Source organism: Halomonas litopenaei (genome assembly GCF_003045775.1).
Classification (GTDB): domain Bacteria; phylum Pseudomonadota; class Gammaproteobacteria; order Pseudomonadales; family Halomonadaceae; genus Halomonas; species Halomonas litopenaei.
Window position 1 is genome coordinate 83,200 of record NZ_PXNS01000002.1, and the last position, 20,021, is coordinate 103,220.

Here is a 20,021-nt window from a genome sequence, read left to right on the forward strand (position 1 = left end):
TCGTCCTTTGCCGCCAACCATCGAGGAGGAGTGTCTGATGTCAGTACTCACGCCGTTCGACCCCAGCTATGACCCGTTGAAAGACGCCACTCCCGGTGTCGGGCGGGACTACGCGCCGAGCTACTGGCGCCATCACGCCGGGCCTCCACCGCAGGACGACGGCCCGGTGGATCGCGACATGGACGTCGACGTGGTGCTGATCGGCGCTGGTTTTACAGGCCTTGCCACTGCGCTCTTTCTGGCGCGTGAGTACGGCATCAAGGCGACCGTGCTGGAGGCCAACCAGATCGGCTGGGGTTGCACCAGCCGCAATGGCGGCCAGGGGCATCTCGCCTGGGGCCGCCTGAGTCGCAGCCAGTGGGTGAAGCGCTGGGGCCAGGACGTCGCCCGGCGTCTTCACGCCAATAGCCTCGAGGGCTTCGAGGTGTTCCAGTCGATGGCCGAGGACCCCGAGATCGACTGCGAGCCGCAGAACCACGGCAACCTGTTGATCGCTCACAGCGCCAAGGCACTCGATGGACTCAAGGAGGAGTCACGGCTGTGCAATCGGCTGCTGGGCTACCCGACTCGAGTGCTCGGCCGCGATGATGTGCTCGAGGGTTACATCGGCGACCAGGAGGCCCAGGGCGCCATGCTGGAGCCGGTGGGAATCGCCGTTCAGCCGCTCAAGCTGGCCTACGGCTACGCCCGGGTGGCACGGCGGCTCGGAGCCAGGATTCACACCGCAAGCCCCGTCCAGGGCTGGACCACCGAGGGTGGGGTGCATCACCTCAGGACCCCGGGGGGTGTGGTGCGGGCGCGTGCCGTGGGCATCGCCACCGCGGGTTATACCAGCCCCCAGCTGCACCGAGTCACGGCCTACCGCAATATGCCGATCATGGCCAACTCGGTGTGGACCCGGACCTTGACCGACGACGAGGTCGAGGCCTGCGGCTTTCGTTCCACTGTGCTGACCACCGATACCCGCAAGCTGCGCTACTACTATCGCTTTCTGCCGGAAAGGCGCCTGCAGATCGGCACCCGTAGCGCGATCAGCGGTGCCGACGCCCAGAACCCGCGACACCTCAAGGTGGTCCACGATGCCATCGCACGAAAGTTCCCGGCCATCGCCGGTATCGAGACGCCCTGGTTTTCCCACGGCTGGATGGATATCTCCCACGACATGATGCCGAGGATCGTGCAGCCGGACCCCGGCAGCAGCATCTTCTACGCCCAGGGATACAGCGGCAATGGCGTGGCATTTTCCGCCTACGCCTCAAAAAAGATGGCGGCGCTGATCGCCGGAGAATCGCTCAAGGAGGCCGACCTGCCGATCTTCAATTCGCCCTTGCCCGGGCACCCGCTGAGGCCGGTGCGTCGTCTGGGCCAGCGTGCCCTTTACCGGTATTTCCAGGTGCTCGACAGCCTGCGATAGCCATGGCAATGGAGGGCCGGGCGTCCTCTTCTCACCACCACGATTCACGACAACTGCTACGCACAACCGTGACTCGTAACGACCGCTACACACAGCGGCCAACATGTCCCGACAGGAGACAAACCCCATGACGACAATGACAAACGAGACACTCAATCGCCTCTTCGCGGCCTTCAACGCCCACGATATCGACGCGGTGATGAGCTATTTTGCCGACGATATCGTCTTCGATACCGTCGCCGGGGACCAGGCCCATGGCACCCGCATAGAGGGCTGGGAGGCCGTCAAGGCGGCCTTCGAGAACACCTGGGGCACCATGCCTGACGTGCAGTGGATCAACGGCAGGCACTACTTTGTCATGGCCGGCGTCGCCGACGGTGGCAGCGATGGGCCAGGCGCTGGCGGCGAGCGTATCGTCTCCGAGTCGACCTTCGTCGCCACCCAGCCAGACGGCAAGCGAGTCGAGGCGGACGGGGTCGATCTGTTCAGCGTGCGAGATGGCAAGATCACCCGCAAGCAGGCGTTTCGCAAGCAGCGTCCCGCCTTTGACCCCAGTTGACGCCTTAGTCGCCGTGCGATGCCTTAGCCCCCGGTCGAGCCTCTGGTAGTCTAGGTCCACGCCAATAATGATGGGAAAAGCGATGGCCAGGACGAAGGACGCCAGCAAGGAGGCCACCCGGGATACCCGCGAGGGTCAGGACGCCCTGCGGCTCGGTCAGCAGATCCGCGATCTGCGCAAGGCGCGTCAGATGACGCTGGCCGAGCTTGCCGAACGGGTCAACCGCTCGGTGGGCTATCTGAGCCAGGTCGAGCGGGGCGCGTCGTCGCTGCCCATCGGCGTGCTGCAGGCGATCAGCGAGGCGCTGGGGGTGCGGGTGAGCTGGTTCTTCGAGGCCGACAATGACGTGCCCGAGCACGAGCGGGACGTGATCGTGCGCGCCTCCGGCCGCCGGGCCATGGAATTTTCAGGCATCGGCGTCCGTGAAGAGCTGCTGTCGCCGCGTCTCAGCGGCCAGTTGATTCTGATCATGACGCGGCTGGAACCAGGCGGCAGTGGCGGTGAGGTGCCCAGGCAGCGCAAGGGCGAAGAGGCCGGCTACGTCGAAGCCGGGCAGCTCGAACTCACCATCGGTGATCAATGCCATCTGCTGGAGGCGGGCGACAGCTTCTCCATCACCGGCGACCAGCCCCACCTTATCCGCAACCCCGGCGATATCGAGACCCGGGTGGTATGGGTGATGACCGGGGTCGACTACTAGGGCTTGTCTGAGAAAGTGCCTGCGCTCGGTAACACGGCGTTAAAAATCGGCTGGTGCGTCAGTCCGGTAAACATGCTCGTTTATACCCCGTAAACTGCGCTTTCTCACCGATTGTTGCCTTGTCTGGCCTTCGCTCGTCGACTTTTCGGACGACGCCCAAGGCGCCCGGAGCGGTGTCCGGGCGTTCACTCCACGTGTTCTCTCCACGCGTTCTCTCCAGGCAGGCTTTTCGGTGGCCGGCGAGGCCTTCAGGCAGGCAGTCGGTTCACTGGCCACAGCACCCTCTCGCCACTGGCGAAGCGCACCGCTTCCTCGGCCACCTTGCGCTTGAGCTCTTGCGCGGCGTCTTCTGAATACCAGGCCATGTGCGGCGTGATCAGGCAGTTGTCGATGCCCCTGAGCGGGCTGTCGGCGGGCAAGGGTTCCTGCTCGGTGGTGTCCAGGGCGGCGCCGGCAAGCCTGCCTTCCTTCAGGGCCTGGGCCAGGGCCGTCTCGTCGATGATGCCGCCACGAGAGGTGTTGATCAGATAGGCCGAGTCCTTCATCCGTTCCAGCGCCGCGGCGTCCACCAGATGGCGGGTTTCCTCGGTCAAGGGGCAGAACAGCCCGATCACGTCGGCCTCCCGGAACAACTCATCGAGTTCCAGGCAGCGAAGCTGGTCGGTGCCGTCTTCGGCGTTGGGCTGATGGTAGCGGTCGTGGGCGATGACATTGAAGCCCAGCGCCGCCATCTTGCGGGCGTAGAGCCGACCGATGCGACCCAGGCCGACCACCCCGGCGGTCATCCGGGTCTGGCGTCGGATCGGCATGGCATCGGCGTATTCCCAGCGTCCGGCCTGGCAGCCGGCGTTCATCGGCACCAGCTTGCGAATCAGCGCCAGGCTCAGCGCCAGGGCGTGATCGGAGACCTCGTGCATGCCGTAGTCCGGGACGTTGCAGACCTGGACCCCGGCGGCGCTGGCGGCCTCGAGGTCGACGTTGTTGACGCCGACCCCGTAGCGCACGATCTGCTTGAGATCGGGCAGGGCCTCGAATACCCGGCGGGTGAAGGGGGCGTACTGGTTCAGGGCGATATCGACGCCCTGGAGCTGTTCGATCAGCGCATCTTCGCTTTGGCATTCAAGCAGCGGGACATCGAAGCCCGCGCGCTTGAAGATCTCGGTTTCCACGTCGTAGTTGGCGTGATCGAGGTCGGTAAAGACGATCTTCATGCAAGTCTCCTGTCAGCGGCCGAGGTAGCCGCCATCGACGGGCAGGGTGACACCGTGGACATAGTCCGAGGCAGGGGAGGCCAGAAACAGCAGCGGTCCTTTCATGTCGTCGCCATTGCCCCAGCGCCCGGCGGGAATGCGTGCGGTGATCTCGGCGTTGCGACCCTCGTCGGCCAGCAGAGCGCTATTCATGTCGGTGGCCATGTAGCCCGGGGCGATGGCGTTGACGTTGATGCCCTTGGCCGCCCATTCGTTGGCCAGGGCCTTGGTCAGCTGCATCACGCCGCCCTTGCTGGCGGCGTAGGCCGGCACCGTCATACCACCGAAGAACGACAGCAGCGAGGCGATATTGATGATCTTGCCCTGGCCGTCGGGCCCTTCGACGTCGCGCTCGAGCATATGCCGGGCGGCTAGCTGACACAGCTCGAACACCGCCGTGAGGTTGACCTCGAGCACCGCCTCCCAGTCATCGGCGGGGAAGTGCTCGGAAGGGTGGCGGCGCTGGACGCCGGCGGCGTTGACCAGGATGTCGAGGCGACCGCCGAGCTTGGCAAGGGCAGCGTCGAAGCCCTCGCTGCGCTGCTGGCGGCTAGCCAGATCGACGACCACGCCATGACAGGCGCTGGTCGACGTGGACAGGCCCGAGGCGACCTCATGGACCTTGTCCGACGAGCCCAGGATGACGACCTCGGCGCCCGCCTCGAGCAGGGCTTCGGCCATGCCGAGGCCGAGGCCCCGGGTTCCGCCGGTGACGATGGCCTTGCGGCCGTGTAGATCGAACAGCTTCATGATTGGCAGTCCACCAGAACCTTGACGGTGTTGAGGGAGGGCGTGGCGATCATCTCGAAGACACCGGCCGCGTCGGACAGCGGCACCACCTGGGTGATGGTCTGGCGCAGTTCATCGGCCAGGGTGTCGGCCAGAGTCAGGGCGTCGCCGAACTGCTTGTGGGTGTAGACCCGGGAGCCGATCAGGGTCAGCTCCTTGAAGTTCACGTCGATCAGATTGACCGCGTGGGCCGCCTTGTGGGTGGCGGTCAGGCAGATGGTGCCACCGACGCGCACCACCTTGGTCATCTCCAGCGCCGCGCTCTCGACGCCGGAGCACTCGAACACGGCGTCGGCGCCGTCGCCGCCGGTGGCGCTGGCCACCCGCTCGACCAGGCTCTCGCTACGCACGTCCACGGTATCGAAGCCGAGCTGGCGACAAAGTCCCAGGCGGCCTTCGTCGACGTCGGAGACGATCACCCGGGAGGCGCCTGAGTGGCGCAGCACGATGGCGGTCAACAGGCCGATGGGGCCGGCGCCCATCACCACTGCGCTGTCGAGCAGCGCAAAGCGTGCCTGGTGCAGCGTCCTGACCACCACCGCCAGGGGCTCCACCAGCGCCGCCACCTCATCGGACAGGCTGTCCGGCACCTTGAACAGCACGCTTTCGTCGATCCACTGATGGTCGGTCATGCCTCCGTCACGATCGATGCCGATCAGGCGCAGGTTGGCGCAGACATGCGGGGTGCCGTTGCGACAGGGGTGGCAGTCGCCGCAGGAGATCAATGGGTAGGCCACCACTCGGTCGCCCACCGCGAAGCGCGAGTCCGGCGGCGTCTGCTCCACTCGGCCGACGAATTCGTGGCCCAGCACCAGGGGCGCCTGGGCGCGCGGGTGCTTGCCCGAATAGATGCCGATGTCGGTGCCGCAGACACCGCAGTAGAGCATGCGAACCTTGACGGCGCCGGCCCGCTCGGCGGGCTCCGGCACCTCGGTGACCTCGACCTGGCGGGGGCCGGTATAGACCAGTGCTTCCATGGGGGTTCCTCGTGTCGTCGGGGCGTTGTGAAGAGGGAGAATTCAGGCGCTGTGCTGCTGGCGCTCGGCACCGCTGTCGCTGCCGAGCCGTGCACCGCCGGTGCGATGGGGGGCCATCCGGTCGCGGTCGAACTCGACCCCGATGCCGGGGCTGTCCGGGGCCACCGCGCGACCCTGGTCGAGGACCAGCGGACGTCGGGTGTAGTGGTCGATGGGGAAGGAGTGGATCTCCATCCAGCCGGCGTTGGGCTGGGCCGACACCAGGCTTACGTGCAATTCCTGCATGCCGTGGCTGCAGATGGGTAGGCCGTAGTGGCGGCTCTGGCGGGCGACATCGAGCCAGCCGCTGATACCGCCGCAGTTGGAGGCGTCGGGTTGGATGAAGGATAGCCGCGCTTGTTCGAAGGCGTAGCCGAATTCGTGAGAGGTGTGCAGGTTCTCGCCCATGGCCAGGGGCATGCCGGTCGCCTCGGAGATACGGGCATAGCCCTGGTAGTCGTCGGGAAGGGTGGGTTCCTCGAACCAGGTGATGTCGTAGGGCGCGAAGGCCCTGGCGGCCTCGATGGCGCCATCGACGCTCAGCGCGTAGTTGGCGTCCACCATGAAGGGACGCTCGGGGCCGATCACTTCGCGTACCCGCGCCACCCGCTCGACATCCTCGGCAAGCGTCGGGCGGCCGACCTTGATCTTGATGGCCTCGGCGCCCTGGTCGAGGTAGCCCTGAACGTTGGCAAGCAGCCGCTCGAGGGAGAAGTTGAGGTCGATGCCGCCGAAGTAGGCCTGGCACTGGCGGCCCTGGCCGCCGGCCATCTGCCATAGCGGCTGGCCGAGGCGGCGGCCCTTGAGGTCCCACAGCGCGATATCCAGCGCCGAGATGGCGAAGGCGGCGATGCCGCCGCGGCCCACGTAGTGGATATGCCATAGCATGTCGTCGTAGCAGCCGGCGATGTCACCGGCGTCACGCCCCAGCAGCATCGGCGCCAGGTCGTGCTCGAGCAGTGCCAGGATGGCGTGTCCGCCGCGCCCGCCGGTGTAGGTGTAGCCGGTGCCGCTGTGGCCATCCGCGGTGGTGACGGTGGCGGTCACGACCTCGAAGTCGGTGTGCACGCCATGCTTGGCATCGCCCATGGGCTCGCTCAGCGGCAGTCGGTAGAGGTCGAGCTCGATGGAGGTGATCGTCGACATGGGAGGATTATCCTGTGTTGCGTGTGCGCGTGATCTGCACCTGGATCGCGATCACGACGAAGAGAAAGGCGCCGCGGATGACCATCTGCCAGTAGGCGCTGAGGTTGAAGGTGCCGAGTCCGTTTTCGAAGTTCAAAAGGTTGAAGATCAGACCGAGCATCAAGGCGCCGATCAGCGTCGCCACCAGCGACCCCTTGCCGCCGGTCAGCAGGGTGCCGCCGACGACGACGGCGGCGATGGCGGTCAACTCCCAGCCTAGTCCCTCCAGCGGCTGGCCGGCGCCGAAGCCCGAGGCCAGAAAGACCCCGGCGAGCCCGGCACAACCACCGCTGATCAGGTAGGCCAGGGTCTTGGCCTTGCGTGCGGGCAGGCCCATCAGGTGGGCGGCTTCCTCGTTGTCGCCCACCGCGAGCATGGTGCGGCCGATGGGGCGTTGTTCCAGCAGCCACCAGAGACCGGCGCCGACCACCAGGGTGATGGCGAAGCTCCAGGGCAGCAGGCCGCCGATCGACTCCATCCCCAGTCGGGTAAAGCCGCTGGCCCAGTCCACCGGCACCGTCTGGTTGCCGCTGATGATCAGGGCGGTGCCCTTGGCCGCCAGCAGGCTCGCCAGGGTGGCGATAAAGGGAGGGATATGCAGGCGCGTGATCATCACCGCATTGACCAGACCCGCCGCCAGTCCGGTGGCGAGTCCCGCCAGGAGCGCCGGGACCAGACCGTAGGGGCTGACGTAGGCGGCGGTGACCGAGGACAGCGCCGCCACCGTGCCCACCGACAGGTCGATGCCGCCGGTGATGATCACCAGGCACATGCCCAGGCTGATCAGCACGAACATGGCGTTGTAGTTGAGAAAGGACGAAAGATTGTAGGCGCTGCCGAAATTGTCGTAGCGGATCAGGCCGAGGCAGACCAGTGCCAGCAGGATCACGCAGACCCCGGTGGCCTGGCCATTGTCGGCAAGGCGCTGGCGCCAGGAGACGGTGGTCATGTCAGTGGGCTCCTCTGGGCGTCTGGAGATACACCGCCAGCACGATGATGGCGGCCTTCACCACCAGCGCCACCTCGTCGGCGACGCCGTTGGCGAGCAGGGTGTAGCGCACCAGCTGAATGATCGCGGCACCGAGGATGACCCCGGCGATGGGGGCCTTGCCGCCCTTGAGCAGGGCGCCGCCGACCACCGCCGCGGCGATGGCGTCGAGCTCCATCAGATTGCCGTTCTTGGCCGCGTCCGAGGCGGAATTGATGGCCACGGTGATCAGCCCGGCGAGGCCGGCGAGCAGGGCACAGCTGGTGTAGGCTGCGAGCTTGACGCGGGTCACCGGGACCCCGGCCATGCGTGCCGCCTGGGGGTTGCCGCCGGTGGCCAGCAGGTAGCGGCCGTAGCGGGTGCGGGCGATGACCCAGGCCACCACCAGGGCGATGACCACCACCAGCCAGCCCTGGAAGGGCAGGCCGAGTAGCCGACCGGCGCCGAGGAACTCGAAGGCGGGATTGTCGAAAGTCTGCAGGTTGCCGTTGGTCAGCACCTGGGCCAGCCCGCGGCCGGAGATGAACAGCACCAGGGTGGCGATGATCGGCTGCACGCCGAAGCGACTGACCAGCACGCCGTTGAACAGCCCGCAGGCCACAGCGACCGCCAGGGCCACGACGATGGCCACCAGGGTCATCGCCAGCGGCGCCTGCTGGCCGAACTCTGACAGAAAGATCAGCGGCGCCAGGGCACCGGCCAGGGCCATCACCGCGCCCACCGACAGGTCGATGCCACCGGTGGCGATGACCAGGGTCATGCCGATGGCGACGATGGCGATGGTCGACACCTGGGAGACATTGACCGACAGCGTCTGCCACTCGAGAAAGTTGGGGGTGATCGCGACATTGAACAGGATCAGTGCCAGCAGGGCGACGAGCAGCGCCAGGCTGCGGGGATTCACCGGCATGGCCTGGCGCCATCGCGGGCTGGCCGACCGGGGCGTCGCCTGACGGGAGGAGTGGAGCGACGTCATGGTGCGGTCTCCTGGTGGTCGGTGGCGGTAGCGGGGGATCTCTCGTCGTCACGGGCCGCGCCGTCGGCTCGGTCGTGCTGGGCGGTGGCGATAGCGGTGACCAGGGCGTCTTCGCTGAGCCCGGGGTTGTCGAGCACCCGGGTCGAGTGGCCTTCGTGCATGATCACCACCCGCTGGGCGCCCTCGGCGAGTTCCTCGAATTCCGAGCTGATCATCAGCACCGCGCCGCCCTGGGCCTGATAGTCCTGGACGATGCGCTGGATCTCGCGCTTGGCGCCGATATCGACGCCACGGGTCGGCTCGTCGAGGATCAGCAGTCGCGGCTGGGTCGCCAGCCACCGTGCCAGCAGTACCTTCTGCTGGTTGCCGCCGGACAGCTGGCCGATGGGTTGTTCCATGGAGGCGGTCTTGATCTTGAGCGCCTCGATAAAGTGTGCGGCGAGTTCGCGCTCGCGCCGCCTTTGAATGACGCCGCGACGGCTCAGCGTGCCGAGCAGGGGCAGGGTCATGTTCTCGCGCACGCTCATTTCGGGGATGATGCCCTCGACCTTGCGATCTTCGCTGAGCAGCGCCACCCCGGCGGCGATGGCGTCGCGGCTGTGGCGGGGGGCGTAGCGCTGGCCGGCCAGCCGCATGCTGCCCCGGGTGCTGCGATCGAGCCCGAACAGGGCGCGGGCAAGCTCGCTGCGACCGGCCCCGAGCAGGCCTCCGAGGCCGACCATCTCGCCCTGATGCACCTCCAGTGAGGCGCCTCGCAGGCCCTTGTCGGTGGCCAGGGACTCGACCTCGAGCAGCGTCTCGTCGGTGTCGAGTTCCATCTCGCGAAAGCTGGTGGTGCCGCTTGCCTGGATGTCCGAGGTCTTGCGGCCAAGCATGGAGGCCACCAGCTCCAGGCGCGGAGTCTCGCTGAGGGTGCGCTGCTCCACCGTGGCGCCGTTGCGCATGATGGTGGCGCAGTCGCACACCGCGTAGAGCTCCTCGAGGAAGTGCGAGACGAACAGCACCGAGGTGCCCTGGGACTTGAGCAGCCGGATGACCTCGAACAGCCGCTGGACCTCGCGTTCGTCCAGCGAGCTGGTCGGCTCATCCATGATCACCAGCCTGACCTGCTGGGACACCGCTCGGCCGATGGCCACCAGCTGCTGGATGGCGGTGGAGTACTCGCTGAGCGGACGGCGGACGTCGATGTCCAGCCCCAGCTCCTCGAACACCGTGCGGGCCCGTCGATGGGCCTGGGGCCAGTCGATCCCGCCCCACCAGTGAAGCGGCTCGAAGCCCATCATCATGTTCTCGGTGACCGAGCGCAGCGGCACCAGGTTGAGCTCCTGGTAGATGGTGGCAACGCCAGCCTGCTGCGCCCGGCGCGGGCCGGAGAAGGCCACAGGCTCGCCGTCGAGCAGGATCTGGCCGCTGGTCGGTGTGTAGACCCCGGTCAGTACCTTGATCAGGGTGGACTTGCCCGCCCCGTTCTGGCCGATCAGGGCGTGCACCTCACCCGGCGCGATCGTGAGTGAGGCGCCGTCGAGGGCGACGGTGCCTCCAAACCGCTTGTGGATGTCGCGCATGTCGATAAGCGCTGTCATGACGTGGTACCTGGTTGGAATGTCAGGTCGGGATCAACCGGCGTGGCTCAATAGGCGTCGTCGATATGCTCGGCGGCGTTGTCTTGGGTGAAGACACGGTCCTCGACGCGCACCCATGGCTCGATGGTCTCGCCGGCGGCGTAGCGGTTGAGCACGTCGCAGGCCATCGGACCAAAGCGCGGCGACGACTCGACGCTGACCCCGAGCTTGCCGTCGAGGATCGCCTGCAGGGCGTCGCGAGTGCCGTCGATGGAGACCAGCAGCACGTCCTCGCCTGGGGTGCGTCCGGCCAGTTCCAGCGCCTGGATGGCACCGATGATCATCTCGTCGTTGTGGGCGTAGACCACGTTGACCTCAGGATGGGCCTGGAGCAGCGTCTCCATCACCTGACGGCCGGTATCGCGGGCGAAGTCGCCGGACTGGGAGGCGATGATCTCCATGTTGTCCTGTTCGGCGATGACCGCATCGAAGCCTTCCTTGCGGTCATTGGCCGAGGAGGCGCCGGTGGTGCCCTCGAGCTCGATGATGTGGGCCTGTTCGCCTTCGAAGTTGTCGACCAGCCACTGGGCGGCGATGCGCCCCTGCTCGATGAAGTCGGAGCCGAGGAAGCTGACATAGTGCTCACCGGCCTTGGCGACCTCGTCATCGACGATACGGTCGACCAGGAACACCGGGATGCCTGCCGCACGGGCCTTCATCACCGCCGGGATCAGCGCCTTTTCCTCGCGCGGGGGCAGGAAGATCGCATCGACGCCCTGGGCGATCATGCTGTCCACGTCGGCGACCTGCTTGGCGGCGGAACCGGCCGCGTCGGTCACCGTCAGCTGCCAGTTGCACTCGGGGGCGATATCACGAAACGACTGGGTCTCGGCGATGCGCCAGGGGTTGTTGCTTTCCATCTGGGCGAAGCCCACCCGGTAGCTGTCCTTCTGTTCCAGCGGCGGCAACTGCTGGGCCCAGCCGGGCATGGCGGAAAGTCCCAGCAGGGCGGCGGTGGCAAGCCCCGCCAGGCGGCGGGCGCGGGGGTGACGGGCAGTCGGGGAGTGGTGGGTCGAAGGCATCGTGTTCTCCTGGGCTATTGTGCTTGTTGTCAAAAGAGCACCGCGTCGGCAGTGCTCCGTGCTGCAGGGAGGGGGCGTTCAATCGCCCCAGTTGACGTACATCGTCTGCTTCTTGAAGTAGGCGGAAAAACCGTACTTGCCGTCCTCGCCGCCGACGCCGGAGTGGCCCCAGCCCGAGTGATAGGCGTGGACCTGCTCGCCGTTGGCGCGATTGAAGTAGATCTCGCCGAAGCGCAGCTCCGAGGGCAGCCGCATCAGCCGCTTGAGGTCGCGGGTGAAGACATAGGCCGAAAGGCCGTAGGAGGTGTCGTTGGCGAAGGCCAGGGCCTGCTCGAAGTCGTCGACTCGCTGGATCGGCACCACCGGTCCGAACACCTCGTCGTCGATCAGCGGCGAGCGATTGTCCCGGGTCTCGACGATGGTCGGGGCGATCCAGTAGCCCTTGGCGTAGTCGCCTGAGTCGAGCGGGCCGCCTTCGAGCAGCACGCGGTCGCCCTGGGCGATACCGCGCTGGACCATGGCGGCGACCTTGTCGCGTTCGCCACGGCTGACCTTGGGGCCCATGTCGGGGTCATCCAGCGGATTGCCGATGCTCAGTGCGCGCGAGGCGGCGATGAACTTGTCGATGAACTCGTCGGCGATCTGGCGATGCAGGTAGATGCGCTCGCTGCAGGTGCAGATCTGGCCGCAGTTGGTATAGCGCGCGGTGACGGCGGCCTTCACCGCGGCGTCGACGTCGGCGTCTTCCATCACGATGAAGGGCGCCTTGCCGCCGAGCTCCAGCCGCACGATCTTGAGTTCCTCTGCGGCGCTGCGAAAGATCTGGCGCCCCGCCCGGGTGCTGCCGGTCATGGTGATCAGATCGGTGTCGGGATGCTCCACCAGCGCCTGGCCCACCACCGGGCCCTGGCCGGTCACCACGTTGAAGACGCCGGGCGGAAACCCGGCGCGCTCGGACAGCGCCGCCAGATAAAGTCCGGCGAAGGGGGTGATCTCGTGACCGAGCAGGATAAAGGTGTTGCCCGCCACCAGGGCGGGGCCGGCCTTGCGCGTGGCCAGGGCCGCCGGATAGTTCCAGGCGGTCAGTCCGGCGACCACCCCGAGCGGCAGCGAGCGAATCTGAATTTCCTCGTGGCGATTGTCCGAGGGCAGAATGTCGCCTTCGATGCGTCTGGCCCACTGGGCGCTGTAGCGCAGAAATTCGCTGCAGGCGCCGACCTCGCCGCGAGCCTGGGACAGGGGTTTGCCCTGCTCCAGGGCAATCAGCCGGGCGAAGGGTTCGAGATGGCGATCGATCTCCTCGGCCCAGCGGGTCAGCAGCTTGCCACGCTCGTTGGCCGGTCGCCTGGCCCAGTCGGACTGAGCCCTGGTGGCCGCGGCGACGGCGGCGTCCACGGCGGCGGCGTCACCGGCGGGGACCTGGCCAAGCAGCGCCTCGCTGGCCGGGTTGTCCACCTCGATGGCGTGGGAGCCGGCATGCTCAAACCAGCTACCGTCGACCCACATGCGGCCTTCCAGGGGGGTGGCACCGAACTGTTGGAAATCCATGGGGCGTCCTCTGTTGGGTAAGGCCAGAACGATGATTGGGTAACGCCAGAACAACGTTGGGGTGGTCAGAACGTCTGTTGGATAACGCTGAAATGACGTTTGGTACGACCATATACTGTTGGTGGTCGAGGTGGCTGGCAAGCGTAAGGTGCTACGACCATTGTCTATATTTTCTTCAAGTTTATGAAAAATAACAATTTGGTTGGTTGTTATGGCGATATTAGCCATTGGTTGTAGTTGTTGGGCGAGAATTTAATGATTAGTTTGGTACGACGATAAACGAGGTGTTGTATGAGCGGACGCAGTGCGGACTCGATCACTCTGGATATTGAGCGCTCCATCGTTGCCGGCGAGCTGGAGGAAGGACGTCCGTTGCCCGCTGAGCGGGCGCTGATGGAGCAGTACGGCGCCAGTCGCACCGTGATTCGCGAGGCGATCACCGCGCTCACCGCCAAGGGATTCTTGAAGAGTCGTCCGCGCTATCGCCCGATCGTCTGTCGCCCGGATGCGAGTTCGGCGATGCAGGCGGCGGGAGGGGTGATCAAGCACCTGCTCGATAACTCCCGGGGCGTACATGACCTCTACCAGGTGCGGGTGTTGTTCGAGCGGGTGCTGGTGCGGGACGCCGCCACCGGGGCGGGCAAGGACGACCTCAAGCGGCTGAAGGATGCGCTGGACGACAACCAGGCGGCGATCTGCGATTCCGAGCGCTTCTACGCCACCGATGTGGCCTTTCACCGGGTGCTTTACACCATCTCGGGCAACCCGGCCTATCCGGCCATTCACGCAGGCTTTGTCGAGTGGCTGGCGCCCCAGTGGAGCCGGATGCCACGCAGCGAGCAGCGCAATCACGACAACTTCCTGGCCCACCAGGCGATCTACGAGGCCATCCTGATGCGTGATCCCGACGCGGCGGAGCGCGCCCTGGTCGATCACCTCGAGGCCTCATGGGAGTTTGTGCGCAGCACCTTCTTTGCAGGAGAGAACGAGTGAGCGACGTCGATCATATTGTTGTCGGGGGCGGGGCCGCCGGGTGCGTGGTAGCCGCCCGCCTGGTGCGCGAGCAGGGTGCCAGGGTGCTGCTGCTGGAGGCGGGCTCGTCCCACCACCACCCGCTGCTCGACATGCCCCCGGGCATCTTCAAGATGATCAATGGCTCGAAGTTCATGCGCTATCACCAGACCGAGCCGCAGGCTCATCTGGGGGGACGGGTCCATGACATTCCCCAGGGTCACGTGCTCGGCGGCGGCACCTCGGTCAATGCCCAGGTCTACATGCGCGGGCGGCCCGAGGACTACGACGACTGGGATCGGCGACTCGCCGGCAACGCGGCGAGGGCCGACTGGTCCTGGCAAGGGGTGCTCGAGCACTTTCGCCGGATGGAGGACAACGACCGTCTGGTCAATGAACACCATGGGCGCGGCGGGCCACTCAAGGTCTCTGATCCCGGTCATGTGGATGTGGCCTCGCGCTGGTTTATCCAGGCCGCCCAGGCGGCGGGGCTGCCCTACAACGGCGACTTCAATGGCGAGCGTCAGACCGGGGTCGGCTTCTATCAGTTCATGAATCGGGCGGGCAAGCGCTGCTCTGCCGCCTACGCCTACGTAGAGCCGCTGCGCGAGCACCCGGGGCTCGAGGTCGCGCTCGACTGTGAGGTCCAGCAGGTGCTGGTCGAAGACGGACGTGCCGTGGGCGTCGAGTACCGCGACCGCAAGGGCAAGGTGCACCGGGTGCGCGCGCAGGGCGAGGTGATCCTGGCGGCGGGTGCGCTGGTGACCCCGAAGCTTCTGATGCTCTCGGGTATCGGGCCGGCCGAGCAATTGGCGCAGCACGGCATTGCGGTGAAGGCGGACCTGCCGGGGGTGGGGCAGAACCTGATCGACCACCCCGAGGTGCCGATCACCGCCTACGCCAGGACCCCGTGTGGCTACTATCGCCAGGGCGTCGGCTGGCGGATGTTGGCCAACGGGCTCCAGTTCAAGCTGTTCGGCAGTGGCCCGGTGACCTCGGCCGGGGTCGAGGCGGGCGCCTTCGTCAACCCCGTCGATCCTCAGGCGGCACCGACCATCCAGGCCTTCTGCGTACCCATCGTCTACCTGGACCGGGATACCCGGGACGCGCTCAAGGACGACTACGGCCTGACGGTGACCACCGTGGTGGTCAAGCCCAAGGCCAGAGGCAGCGTTCTTCTGCGCTCGGCCGACCCCGGCGACATGCCGCGGGTGTCGCCCAACCTGCTCGGCCATCCCGACGATATGCAGGCGATGGTGGAAGGGCAGAAGTTCTTTCTGCGCGCCTTCGAACAGTCACCGCTCAAGGAAAACCTGCACGGTGTGGCCTTGCCCTTCGCCGGAAGCGGCGCCAGCGACGATGAGCTGCTCGAACACTGCCGACGCTTCGTCAAGACCAACTACCACCCGGCCGGTACTGCGGCCATGGGTGCCGATGACGACCCCATGGCGGTGCTCGACGCACGACTGCGGGTCCGTGGGGTGCGCGGGCTGAGGGTCTGCGACATGTCCGCGGTACCCGATATACCCGCCGGCAACACCACCGCCCCGGCGATGATGCTGGGCAGCCGCTGCGCCGACTTTATCGGCGAGGATGCCGGCCTGGGCCAGGACGCCCGGCGCGACGCTGCAGCGCCCGAGGCGAAGGCCACCGGGGCGGCGATGCATTGATCTACTGAACGGATTTTCAAGCACCGACAGCAACCGACAGCAACCGACAGCAACCAATAGCAACAATGAAAAAGGAGCATCCGATGACACGCCTGACTCTTCTGCCGCTGACCCTGAGCGTAGGTCTCGCCGCCGCAGCCAGTGCTGCCCAGGCTGCCGACACCGTCCAGTGGGCCCATGTGTACGAACCCTCCGAGGCCTACCATCACTGGGCCGAGTGGGGCGCCGAGCAGATCGCCGAGCGCACCGACGGTCGCTACGAAGTGGAGGTCTTCCCCGCCTCGACCCTGGGCAAGGAGGTCGAGATCAACCAGGGGCTGGTGCTCGGCACCGTTGACATCATCTACACCGGCCAGAGCTTCGCCGCCCAGACCTACGGGCCGCTGGCGCTGTCCGACGCCCCCTTCGTGTTCCGTGACTACGAGCACTGGAAGGCCTACGCCGACAGCGAGCTGTTCGCGGAATTCGCCGACGGCTACCGTGATGCCTCCGGCGGCAACGTGATCCTGGGTGACTGCTACTACGGCCAGCGCCACGTGACCTCCAATACCCCCATCGTCGAGCCCGCAGACATGGAAGGCCTCAAGATTCGGGTGCCCAATGCGCCGATCTACAGCCTGTTCCCCCGTGCGGTCGGCGCCCAGCCGACACCGGTGGCCTTCTCCGAGGTCTATCTGGCCCTGCAGCAGGGGGTGGTGGACGCCCAGGAGAACCCCTTGCCGACCATCCGCGCCAAGAAATTCTACGAGGTCCAGGACTACATCAACCTGACCGGCCACGTGACCGGCTCCAACCTGATCGTTGCCGGCGGTCCCTTCTTCAACGGCCTGTCCGAGGAGGATCAGCAGATCTTCCGCGAGGTGCTCGGCGAGGTGGCCAGGAAGGTCTCCGACGATGTGCGCGAGCAGGAGCTGGCTTCCATCGACTGGTTCAAGGAGCAGGGCGTGGAGGTGCTGGAGGTAGAGCGTGAGGCCTTCCGCGAGAAGACGTTGCCGGTGCTCAACGGCGACGAGGCGACCTGGACCCAGGAACAATTCGATCGCTTGCAGGCGCTGTAACGCCTCGGGAATAACATTATGAACCACACTGACAGCGAGGCTATGGGCTCCGCACGGGCATCCCGGGAGGATGCCCGTGAGGGGCCGCAAGGCCCGGATATCGACTTTGACGACGACGGCCCGACCTTCGCCTGGCGCGACATCGGGCTTGAGGACGCGCTCACCCTGGTGGTCTTCTGGACCATGGCAGCGGTGGTGTTCGCCCAGTTCTTCAGCCGCTACGTGCTTGGCTCGCCGCTGGGCTGGACCGAGGAGGTCGCCCGCTATCTGCTGATCTGCGTCGGCTTTCTGGCGGCGACCGTGGGGGTGCGCAAGCGCAGCCACATCCGCCTCGAACTGCTGTATCGCTACCTTCCCCTGCGTGCCTCGGCGGCGATGATCTGGCTGGTCGACCTGGGCCAGCTCGTCTATTTCGTGCTGCTGGGGTGGGTCACCTGGAAGATCCTGCCGCTGATGAGTGCACAGAAGATGACCTCGATGGCGGTCGGCATGGACACACTCTACAGCGTGGTGCTGTTGAGCATCGCCATCATGGCGCTGCGTCAGGCCTGGCAGCTGGTGCGGGCGAGCGGTCCGAAACAGTGGCTGGCGGCGCAGCGAGCTGAGACCACCGGCGAGGAGGCATCATGACGCTACTGGTCCTGTTCGGCGGCCTGCTGCTGATGCTGGTGATGGGCTTCCCGGTGATGGTGGCGCTTGGCGCCTCGTCGCTGGCGGCGATCCTGGTGGATGGCAGCGTCCCCGACTTTATCGTGCTGCACCGTATGGTCGGCGGCATGGACAGCTTCCCGCTGCTGTCGATTCCCTTCTTTGTCCTGGCCGGTGCGCTGATGAACTCCGCCGGCATCACCAGTCGTATCTTCGACTTCGCCAGGGCCCTGGTGGGCTGGATGCCCGGGGGGCTCGGCCACGTCAACGTCGGCGCCTCGGTCATCTTTGCCGGCATGTCCGGTGCCGCGGTGGCCGACGCCGGTGGGCTCGGCGCGATCGAGATCAAGGCGATGCGCCGGGCGGGCTATGATCCGGGCTTTTCGGTGGGCATCACCGCTGCCTCGTCCACCATCGGGCCGATCATTCCGCCTAGCCTGCCGCTGGTCATCTACGGCGTGATGGCCTCGGCCTCGATCGGTCAGCTGTTCGCCGCCGGCCTGGTCCCGGGACTGTTGATGGCGCTTTCGCTGATGCTGATGGTGGCCTGGTACGCGGTGCGTTATCAGTATCCGCGTGACGTCGGCTTCGCCCTGGGCTGGATCGCCTTGACCTTCCGTCGTGCCTTTCTATCGCTGCTGACCCCGGTGATCATCGTCGGCGGCATCGTGCTTGGCATCTTCACCGCGACCGAGGCCGCCATCGCCGCGGTGATCTACGCCATGCTGCTGGGGGCGGTGGTCTATCGCACCCTGACCTTCAAGAGGCTGCTGGCGGTCACCATGGAGACCATCGAGACCACCGGGATCATCATGATGATCATCGCCGCCTCGTCGATCTTCTCCTGGCTGCTGACCAGTCATCATGTGGCCGAGAACTTCGCCAACTGGATGCTGGCGGTTACCTCCAACCCCACCATCATCCTGCTGTTGATGACGCTGATCCTGTTCGTGGTGGGCTGCTTCATGGAAACCATCGCGGCGATCACCATCCTGGTGCCGATCCTGCTGCCGATCGCGGTCAATCTGGGCGTCGACCCGGTGCAGTTCGGTATCGTCATGGTGCTGAACCTGATGATTGGCCTGCTGACGCCACCGGTGGGACTGGTGCTCTACGTGCTCTCGCAGGTGTCCAAGGTGCCCTTCGAACGCTGCGCCTCGGCGACCCTGCCGTTCCTGATCCCGCTGTTGATCGTGTTGATGCTGGTCACCTTCGTGCCCTCCATCTCGCTGTGGCTGCCGACCTTGATCTATCGCTAGGCGCTGTCCGAAAAGTCGACGAGCGAAGGTTAGACAAGGCAAAAATCGGTGAGTAAGCGCAGTTTACGGGGTGTAAATGAGCATTTTGATCCGATTTTTAACGCCGTATTACCGAGCGCAGGCACTTTTCAGACAAGCCCTAGCATCGAGCAGGCAAGGGGACACGTTGCGCCCCTGACAACCAACGCCCCCGACGTCTTCGTCGGGGGCGTTTGCGTAGGAGGGCGCGATGGTGCGTCCTCCTGCCTATCGCCCCATCCAGCCGCCGTCCACGGTCATCACGCTGCCGTGCATATAGTCCGAGGCGCTGGAGGCCAGAAACACCACCGGTCCCTTGAAGTCAGCGGCGTCCCCCCAGCGACCGGCGGGGATGCGCGCGAGGATATCGCGGGAACGCTCGGGATCGTCGCGCAGTGCCTGGGTGTTGTCGGTGGCGATGTAACCCGGAGCGATGGCGTTGACGTTGACCCCGTGGGCCGCCCATTCGTTGGCGAAGGCCTTGGTCAACTGGGCGATGCCGCCCTTGCTGGCGGCGTAGCCGGGCACGGTGATGCCGCCCTGAAACGACAGCAGCGAGGCGGTGAAGATCACCTTGCCGCTGCCTCGCGCGACCATCTGCCTGCCGATCTCCCGGGTCAGCATGAAGGGGGCGCTCAGATTGACGTCGATGACCCTGTCCCACAGCGCATCGGTGTGCTCGGTGGCGGGGGCGCGTTCGATGGTGCCGGCGTTGTTGACCAGGATATCGATACGCCGGTCGGCAAGCTGCTCGACCATCGCCATCAGCGCGCTGCGGTCCGACAGGTCGCAGGCGATCCCTGTGCAGTCTCGCCCCAGGGCGCGAACTCGCTCGCCCAGGTCGCCGCCGTCGGCGGCCATGTTGGCGCTGACGGCGATGATGTCGGTACCGGCTTCGGCCAGGCCCAGCGCCATGGCCGCGCCGATGCCGCGTCTCGCGCCTGTCACCAGGGCGGTCTTGCCGTCGAGTGCAAAGGTCGTCAGTACAGCCATCGAAAATCTCCTGAGTGATCGGACAGGCATGTATAGCAACGGGGGGTATCAGCCTAGTGGGCATCCCGGGCGCGGGAAAGGCCGGGGAGGGGCATCGTGCGGATGGCAGTGCTCCGTCTCGACCACATCTTGTACCTTCTAAAGACAAATTCTTTCTTATTAGACCTATGTCTAAGGGGTAGGCATATTGATCGATCCTGAGTGGAAGTTGTTTTTCAAATAATTGAAAGGTAACGATTAAATTGACTGTTTCGGGTTATCGATGTGGTCTAGAGTGCCGTAGAAAGGTCAAGAT

General features: G+C 65.8%; 18 protein-coding genes. 8 read left to right on the forward strand and 10 right to left on the reverse strand.

The genetic code is table 11. From position 1 onward, the window contains the following. Positions 1–37: 37 nt before the first annotated feature. From C6W88_RS04905 to C6W88_RS04915, 3 genes are all read left to right on the forward strand, one after another. Complete coding sequence (locus C6W88_RS04905) at positions 38–1,414, forward strand: NAD(P)/FAD-dependent oxidoreductase (RefSeq protein WP_108131703.1); 1,377 nt, start codon at positions 38–40, stop codon at positions 1,412–1,414. Between the two features lie 127 nt (positions 1,415–1,541). After that, on the forward strand, positions 1,542–1,973 hold the full coding sequence (locus C6W88_RS04910; protein ID WP_108131704.1) for a nuclear transport factor 2 family protein: 432 nt from the start codon (positions 1,542–1,544) through the stop codon (positions 1,971–1,973). A gap of 82 nt (positions 1,974–2,055) precedes the next feature. After that, positions 2,056–2,673: a type II toxin-antitoxin system RelB family anti-toxin gene (locus tag C6W88_RS04915; RefSeq protein WP_181248553.1), complete on the forward strand. Its 618-nt coding sequence runs from the start codon at positions 2,056–2,058 to the stop codon at positions 2,671–2,673. Positions 2,674–2,921: 248 nt separating this feature from the next. On the opposite strand, the gene C6W88_RS04920 is transcribed toward C6W88_RS04915, so the two are convergent. From C6W88_RS04920 to C6W88_RS04960, 9 genes are all read right to left on the reverse strand, one after another. After that, positions 2,922–3,884 carry a C-terminal binding protein gene (locus tag C6W88_RS04920; RefSeq protein WP_108131706.1) on the reverse strand — a complete coding sequence of 321 codons (963 nt, stop codon included), beginning with the start codon at positions 3,882–3,884 and terminating at the stop codon, positions 2,922–2,924. A 12-nt stretch (positions 3,885–3,896) separates the two neighbouring features. After that, positions 3,897–4,673 (reverse strand): SDR family NAD(P)-dependent oxidoreductase, encoded by a 777-nt coding sequence (locus C6W88_RS04925; RefSeq protein WP_108131707.1) that lies wholly within the window; start codon positions 4,671–4,673, stop codon positions 3,897–3,899. Continuing rightward, positions 4,670–5,689 (reverse strand): zinc-dependent alcohol dehydrogenase, encoded by a 1,020-nt coding sequence (locus C6W88_RS04930; RefSeq protein WP_108131708.1) that lies wholly within the window; start codon positions 5,687–5,689, stop codon positions 4,670–4,672. Before C6W88_RS04930 ends, C6W88_RS04925 begins: the two co-directional genes overlap by 4 nt. A 42-nt stretch (positions 5,690–5,731) precedes the next feature. Continuing rightward, on the reverse strand, positions 5,732–6,874 hold the full coding sequence (locus C6W88_RS04935; protein ID WP_108131709.1) for a mandelate racemase/muconate lactonizing enzyme family protein: 1,143 nt from the start codon (positions 6,872–6,874) through the stop codon (positions 5,732–5,734). Between the two features lie 7 nt (positions 6,875–6,881). Next, a complete protein-coding gene (locus tag C6W88_RS04940) occupies positions 6,882–7,862 on the reverse strand; it encodes an ABC transporter permease (RefSeq protein WP_045995138.1) in 981 nt (326 codons plus the stop codon). Between the two features lies 1 nt (position 7,863). Further along, positions 7,864–8,877 (reverse strand): ABC transporter permease, encoded by a 1,014-nt coding sequence (locus tag C6W88_RS04945; protein WP_197037066.1) that lies wholly within the window; start codon positions 8,875–8,877, stop codon positions 7,864–7,866. After that, complete coding sequence (locus tag C6W88_RS04950; RefSeq protein WP_197037067.1) at positions 8,874–10,460, reverse strand: sugar ABC transporter ATP-binding protein; 1,587 nt, start codon at positions 10,458–10,460, stop codon at positions 8,874–8,876. Before C6W88_RS04950 ends, C6W88_RS04945 begins: the two co-directional genes overlap by 4 nt. Before the next feature lie 47 nt (positions 10,461–10,507). After that, positions 10,508–11,521 (reverse strand): ABC transporter substrate-binding protein, encoded by a 1,014-nt coding sequence (locus C6W88_RS04955; RefSeq protein WP_108131710.1) that lies wholly within the window; start codon positions 11,519–11,521, stop codon positions 10,508–10,510. A gap of 78 nt (positions 11,522–11,599) precedes the next feature. Beyond that, positions 11,600–13,069 carry an aldehyde dehydrogenase family protein gene (locus tag C6W88_RS04960; RefSeq protein WP_197037068.1) on the reverse strand — a complete coding sequence of 490 codons (1,470 nt, stop codon included), beginning with the start codon at positions 13,067–13,069 and terminating at the stop codon, positions 11,600–11,602. Between the two features lie 291 nt (positions 13,070–13,360). Between C6W88_RS04960 and C6W88_RS04965 the strand changes: the two genes are divergently transcribed. The 5 genes from C6W88_RS04965 (at position 13,361) to C6W88_RS04985 (ending at position 18,715) form a co-directional block, all read left to right on the forward strand. After that, a complete protein-coding gene (locus C6W88_RS04965; protein WP_108131711.1) occupies positions 13,361–14,062 on the forward strand; it encodes an FCD domain-containing protein in 702 nt (233 codons plus the stop codon). Then, complete coding sequence (locus C6W88_RS04970) at positions 14,059–15,750, forward strand: GMC family oxidoreductase (RefSeq protein ID WP_197037069.1); 1,692 nt, start codon at positions 14,059–14,061, stop codon at positions 15,748–15,750. The genes C6W88_RS04965 and C6W88_RS04970 overlap by 4 nt, the downstream gene beginning before the upstream one ends. 83 nt (positions 15,751–15,833) lie before the next feature. After that, positions 15,834–16,808 (forward strand): sialic acid TRAP transporter substrate-binding protein SiaP, encoded by a 975-nt coding sequence (locus C6W88_RS04975; protein ID WP_231498535.1) that lies wholly within the window; start codon positions 15,834–15,836, stop codon positions 16,806–16,808. A gap of 18 nt (positions 16,809–16,826) precedes the next feature. Further along, a complete protein-coding gene (locus C6W88_RS04980) occupies positions 16,827–17,438 on the forward strand; it encodes a TRAP transporter small permease (RefSeq protein ID WP_146164636.1) in 612 nt (203 codons plus the stop codon). Further along, positions 17,435–18,715, forward strand: a complete 1,281-nt coding sequence (locus C6W88_RS04985; RefSeq protein WP_108131714.1) for a TRAP transporter large permease — start codon at positions 17,435–17,437, stop codon at positions 18,713–18,715. The genes C6W88_RS04980 and C6W88_RS04985 overlap by 4 nt, the downstream gene beginning before the upstream one ends. 246 nt (positions 18,716–18,961) lie before the next feature. On the opposite strand, the gene C6W88_RS04990 is transcribed toward C6W88_RS04985, so the two are convergent. After that, positions 18,962–19,726 (reverse strand): SDR family NAD(P)-dependent oxidoreductase, encoded by a 765-nt coding sequence (locus C6W88_RS04990; RefSeq protein WP_108131715.1) that lies wholly within the window; start codon positions 19,724–19,726, stop codon positions 18,962–18,964. Positions 19,727–20,021 lie beyond the last annotated feature (295 nt).

What these genes read in the sequence shown, in the direction of transcription:
- C6W88_RS04905 (WP_108131703.1), top strand. Translation starts at nt 38, where the DNA reads ATGTCAGTACTCACGCCGTTCGACCCCAGCTATGACCCGTTGAAAGAC.
- C6W88_RS04910 (WP_108131704.1), top strand. Translation starts at nt 1,542, where the DNA reads ATGACGACAATGACAAACGAGACACTCAATCGCCTCTTCGCGGCCTTC.
- C6W88_RS04915 (WP_181248553.1), top strand. Translation starts at nt 2,056, where the DNA reads ATGGCCAGGACGAAGGACGCCAGCAAGGAGGCCACCCGGGATACCCGC.
- C6W88_RS04920 (WP_108131706.1), bottom strand. Translation starts at nt 3,884, where the DNA reads ATGAAGATCGTCTTTACCGACCTCGATCACGCCAACTACGACGTGGAA.
- C6W88_RS04925 (WP_108131707.1), bottom strand. Translation starts at nt 4,673, where the DNA reads ATGAAGCTGTTCGATCTACACGGCCGCAAGGCCATCGTCACCGGCGGA.
- C6W88_RS04930 (WP_108131708.1), bottom strand. Translation starts at nt 5,689, where the DNA reads ATGGAAGCACTGGTCTATACCGGCCCCCGCCAGGTCGAGGTCACCGAG.
- C6W88_RS04935 (WP_108131709.1), bottom strand. Translation starts at nt 6,874, where the DNA reads ATGTCGACGATCACCTCCATCGAGCTCGACCTCTACCGACTGCCGCTG.
- C6W88_RS04940 (WP_045995138.1), bottom strand. Translation starts at nt 7,862, where the DNA reads ATGACCACCGTCTCCTGGCGCCAGCGCCTTGCCGACAATGGCCAGGCC.
- C6W88_RS04945 (WP_197037066.1), bottom strand. Translation starts at nt 8,877, where the DNA reads ATGACGTCGCTCCACTCCTCCCGTCAGGCGACGCCCCGGTCGGCCAGC.
- C6W88_RS04950 (WP_197037067.1), bottom strand. Translation starts at nt 10,460, where the DNA reads ATGACAGCGCTTATCGACATGCGCGACATCCACAAGCGGTTTGGAGGC.
- C6W88_RS04955 (WP_108131710.1), bottom strand. Translation starts at nt 11,521, where the DNA reads ATGCCTTCGACCCACCACTCCCCGACTGCCCGTCACCCCCGCGCCCGC.
- C6W88_RS04960 (WP_197037068.1), bottom strand. Translation starts at nt 13,069, where the DNA reads ATGGATTTCCAACAGTTCGGTGCCACCCCCCTGGAAGGCCGCATGTGG.
- C6W88_RS04965 (WP_108131711.1), top strand. Translation starts at nt 13,361, where the DNA reads ATGAGCGGACGCAGTGCGGACTCGATCACTCTGGATATTGAGCGCTCC.
- C6W88_RS04975 (WP_231498535.1), top strand. Translation starts at nt 15,834, where the DNA reads ATGACACGCCTGACTCTTCTGCCGCTGACCCTGAGCGTAGGTCTCGCC.
- C6W88_RS04980 (WP_146164636.1), top strand. Translation starts at nt 16,827, where the DNA reads ATGAACCACACTGACAGCGAGGCTATGGGCTCCGCACGGGCATCCCGG.
- C6W88_RS04985 (WP_108131714.1), top strand. Translation starts at nt 17,435, where the DNA reads ATGACGCTACTGGTCCTGTTCGGCGGCCTGCTGCTGATGCTGGTGATG.
- C6W88_RS04990 (WP_108131715.1), bottom strand. Translation starts at nt 19,726, where the DNA reads ATGGCTGTACTGACGACCTTTGCACTCGACGGCAAGACCGCCCTGGTG.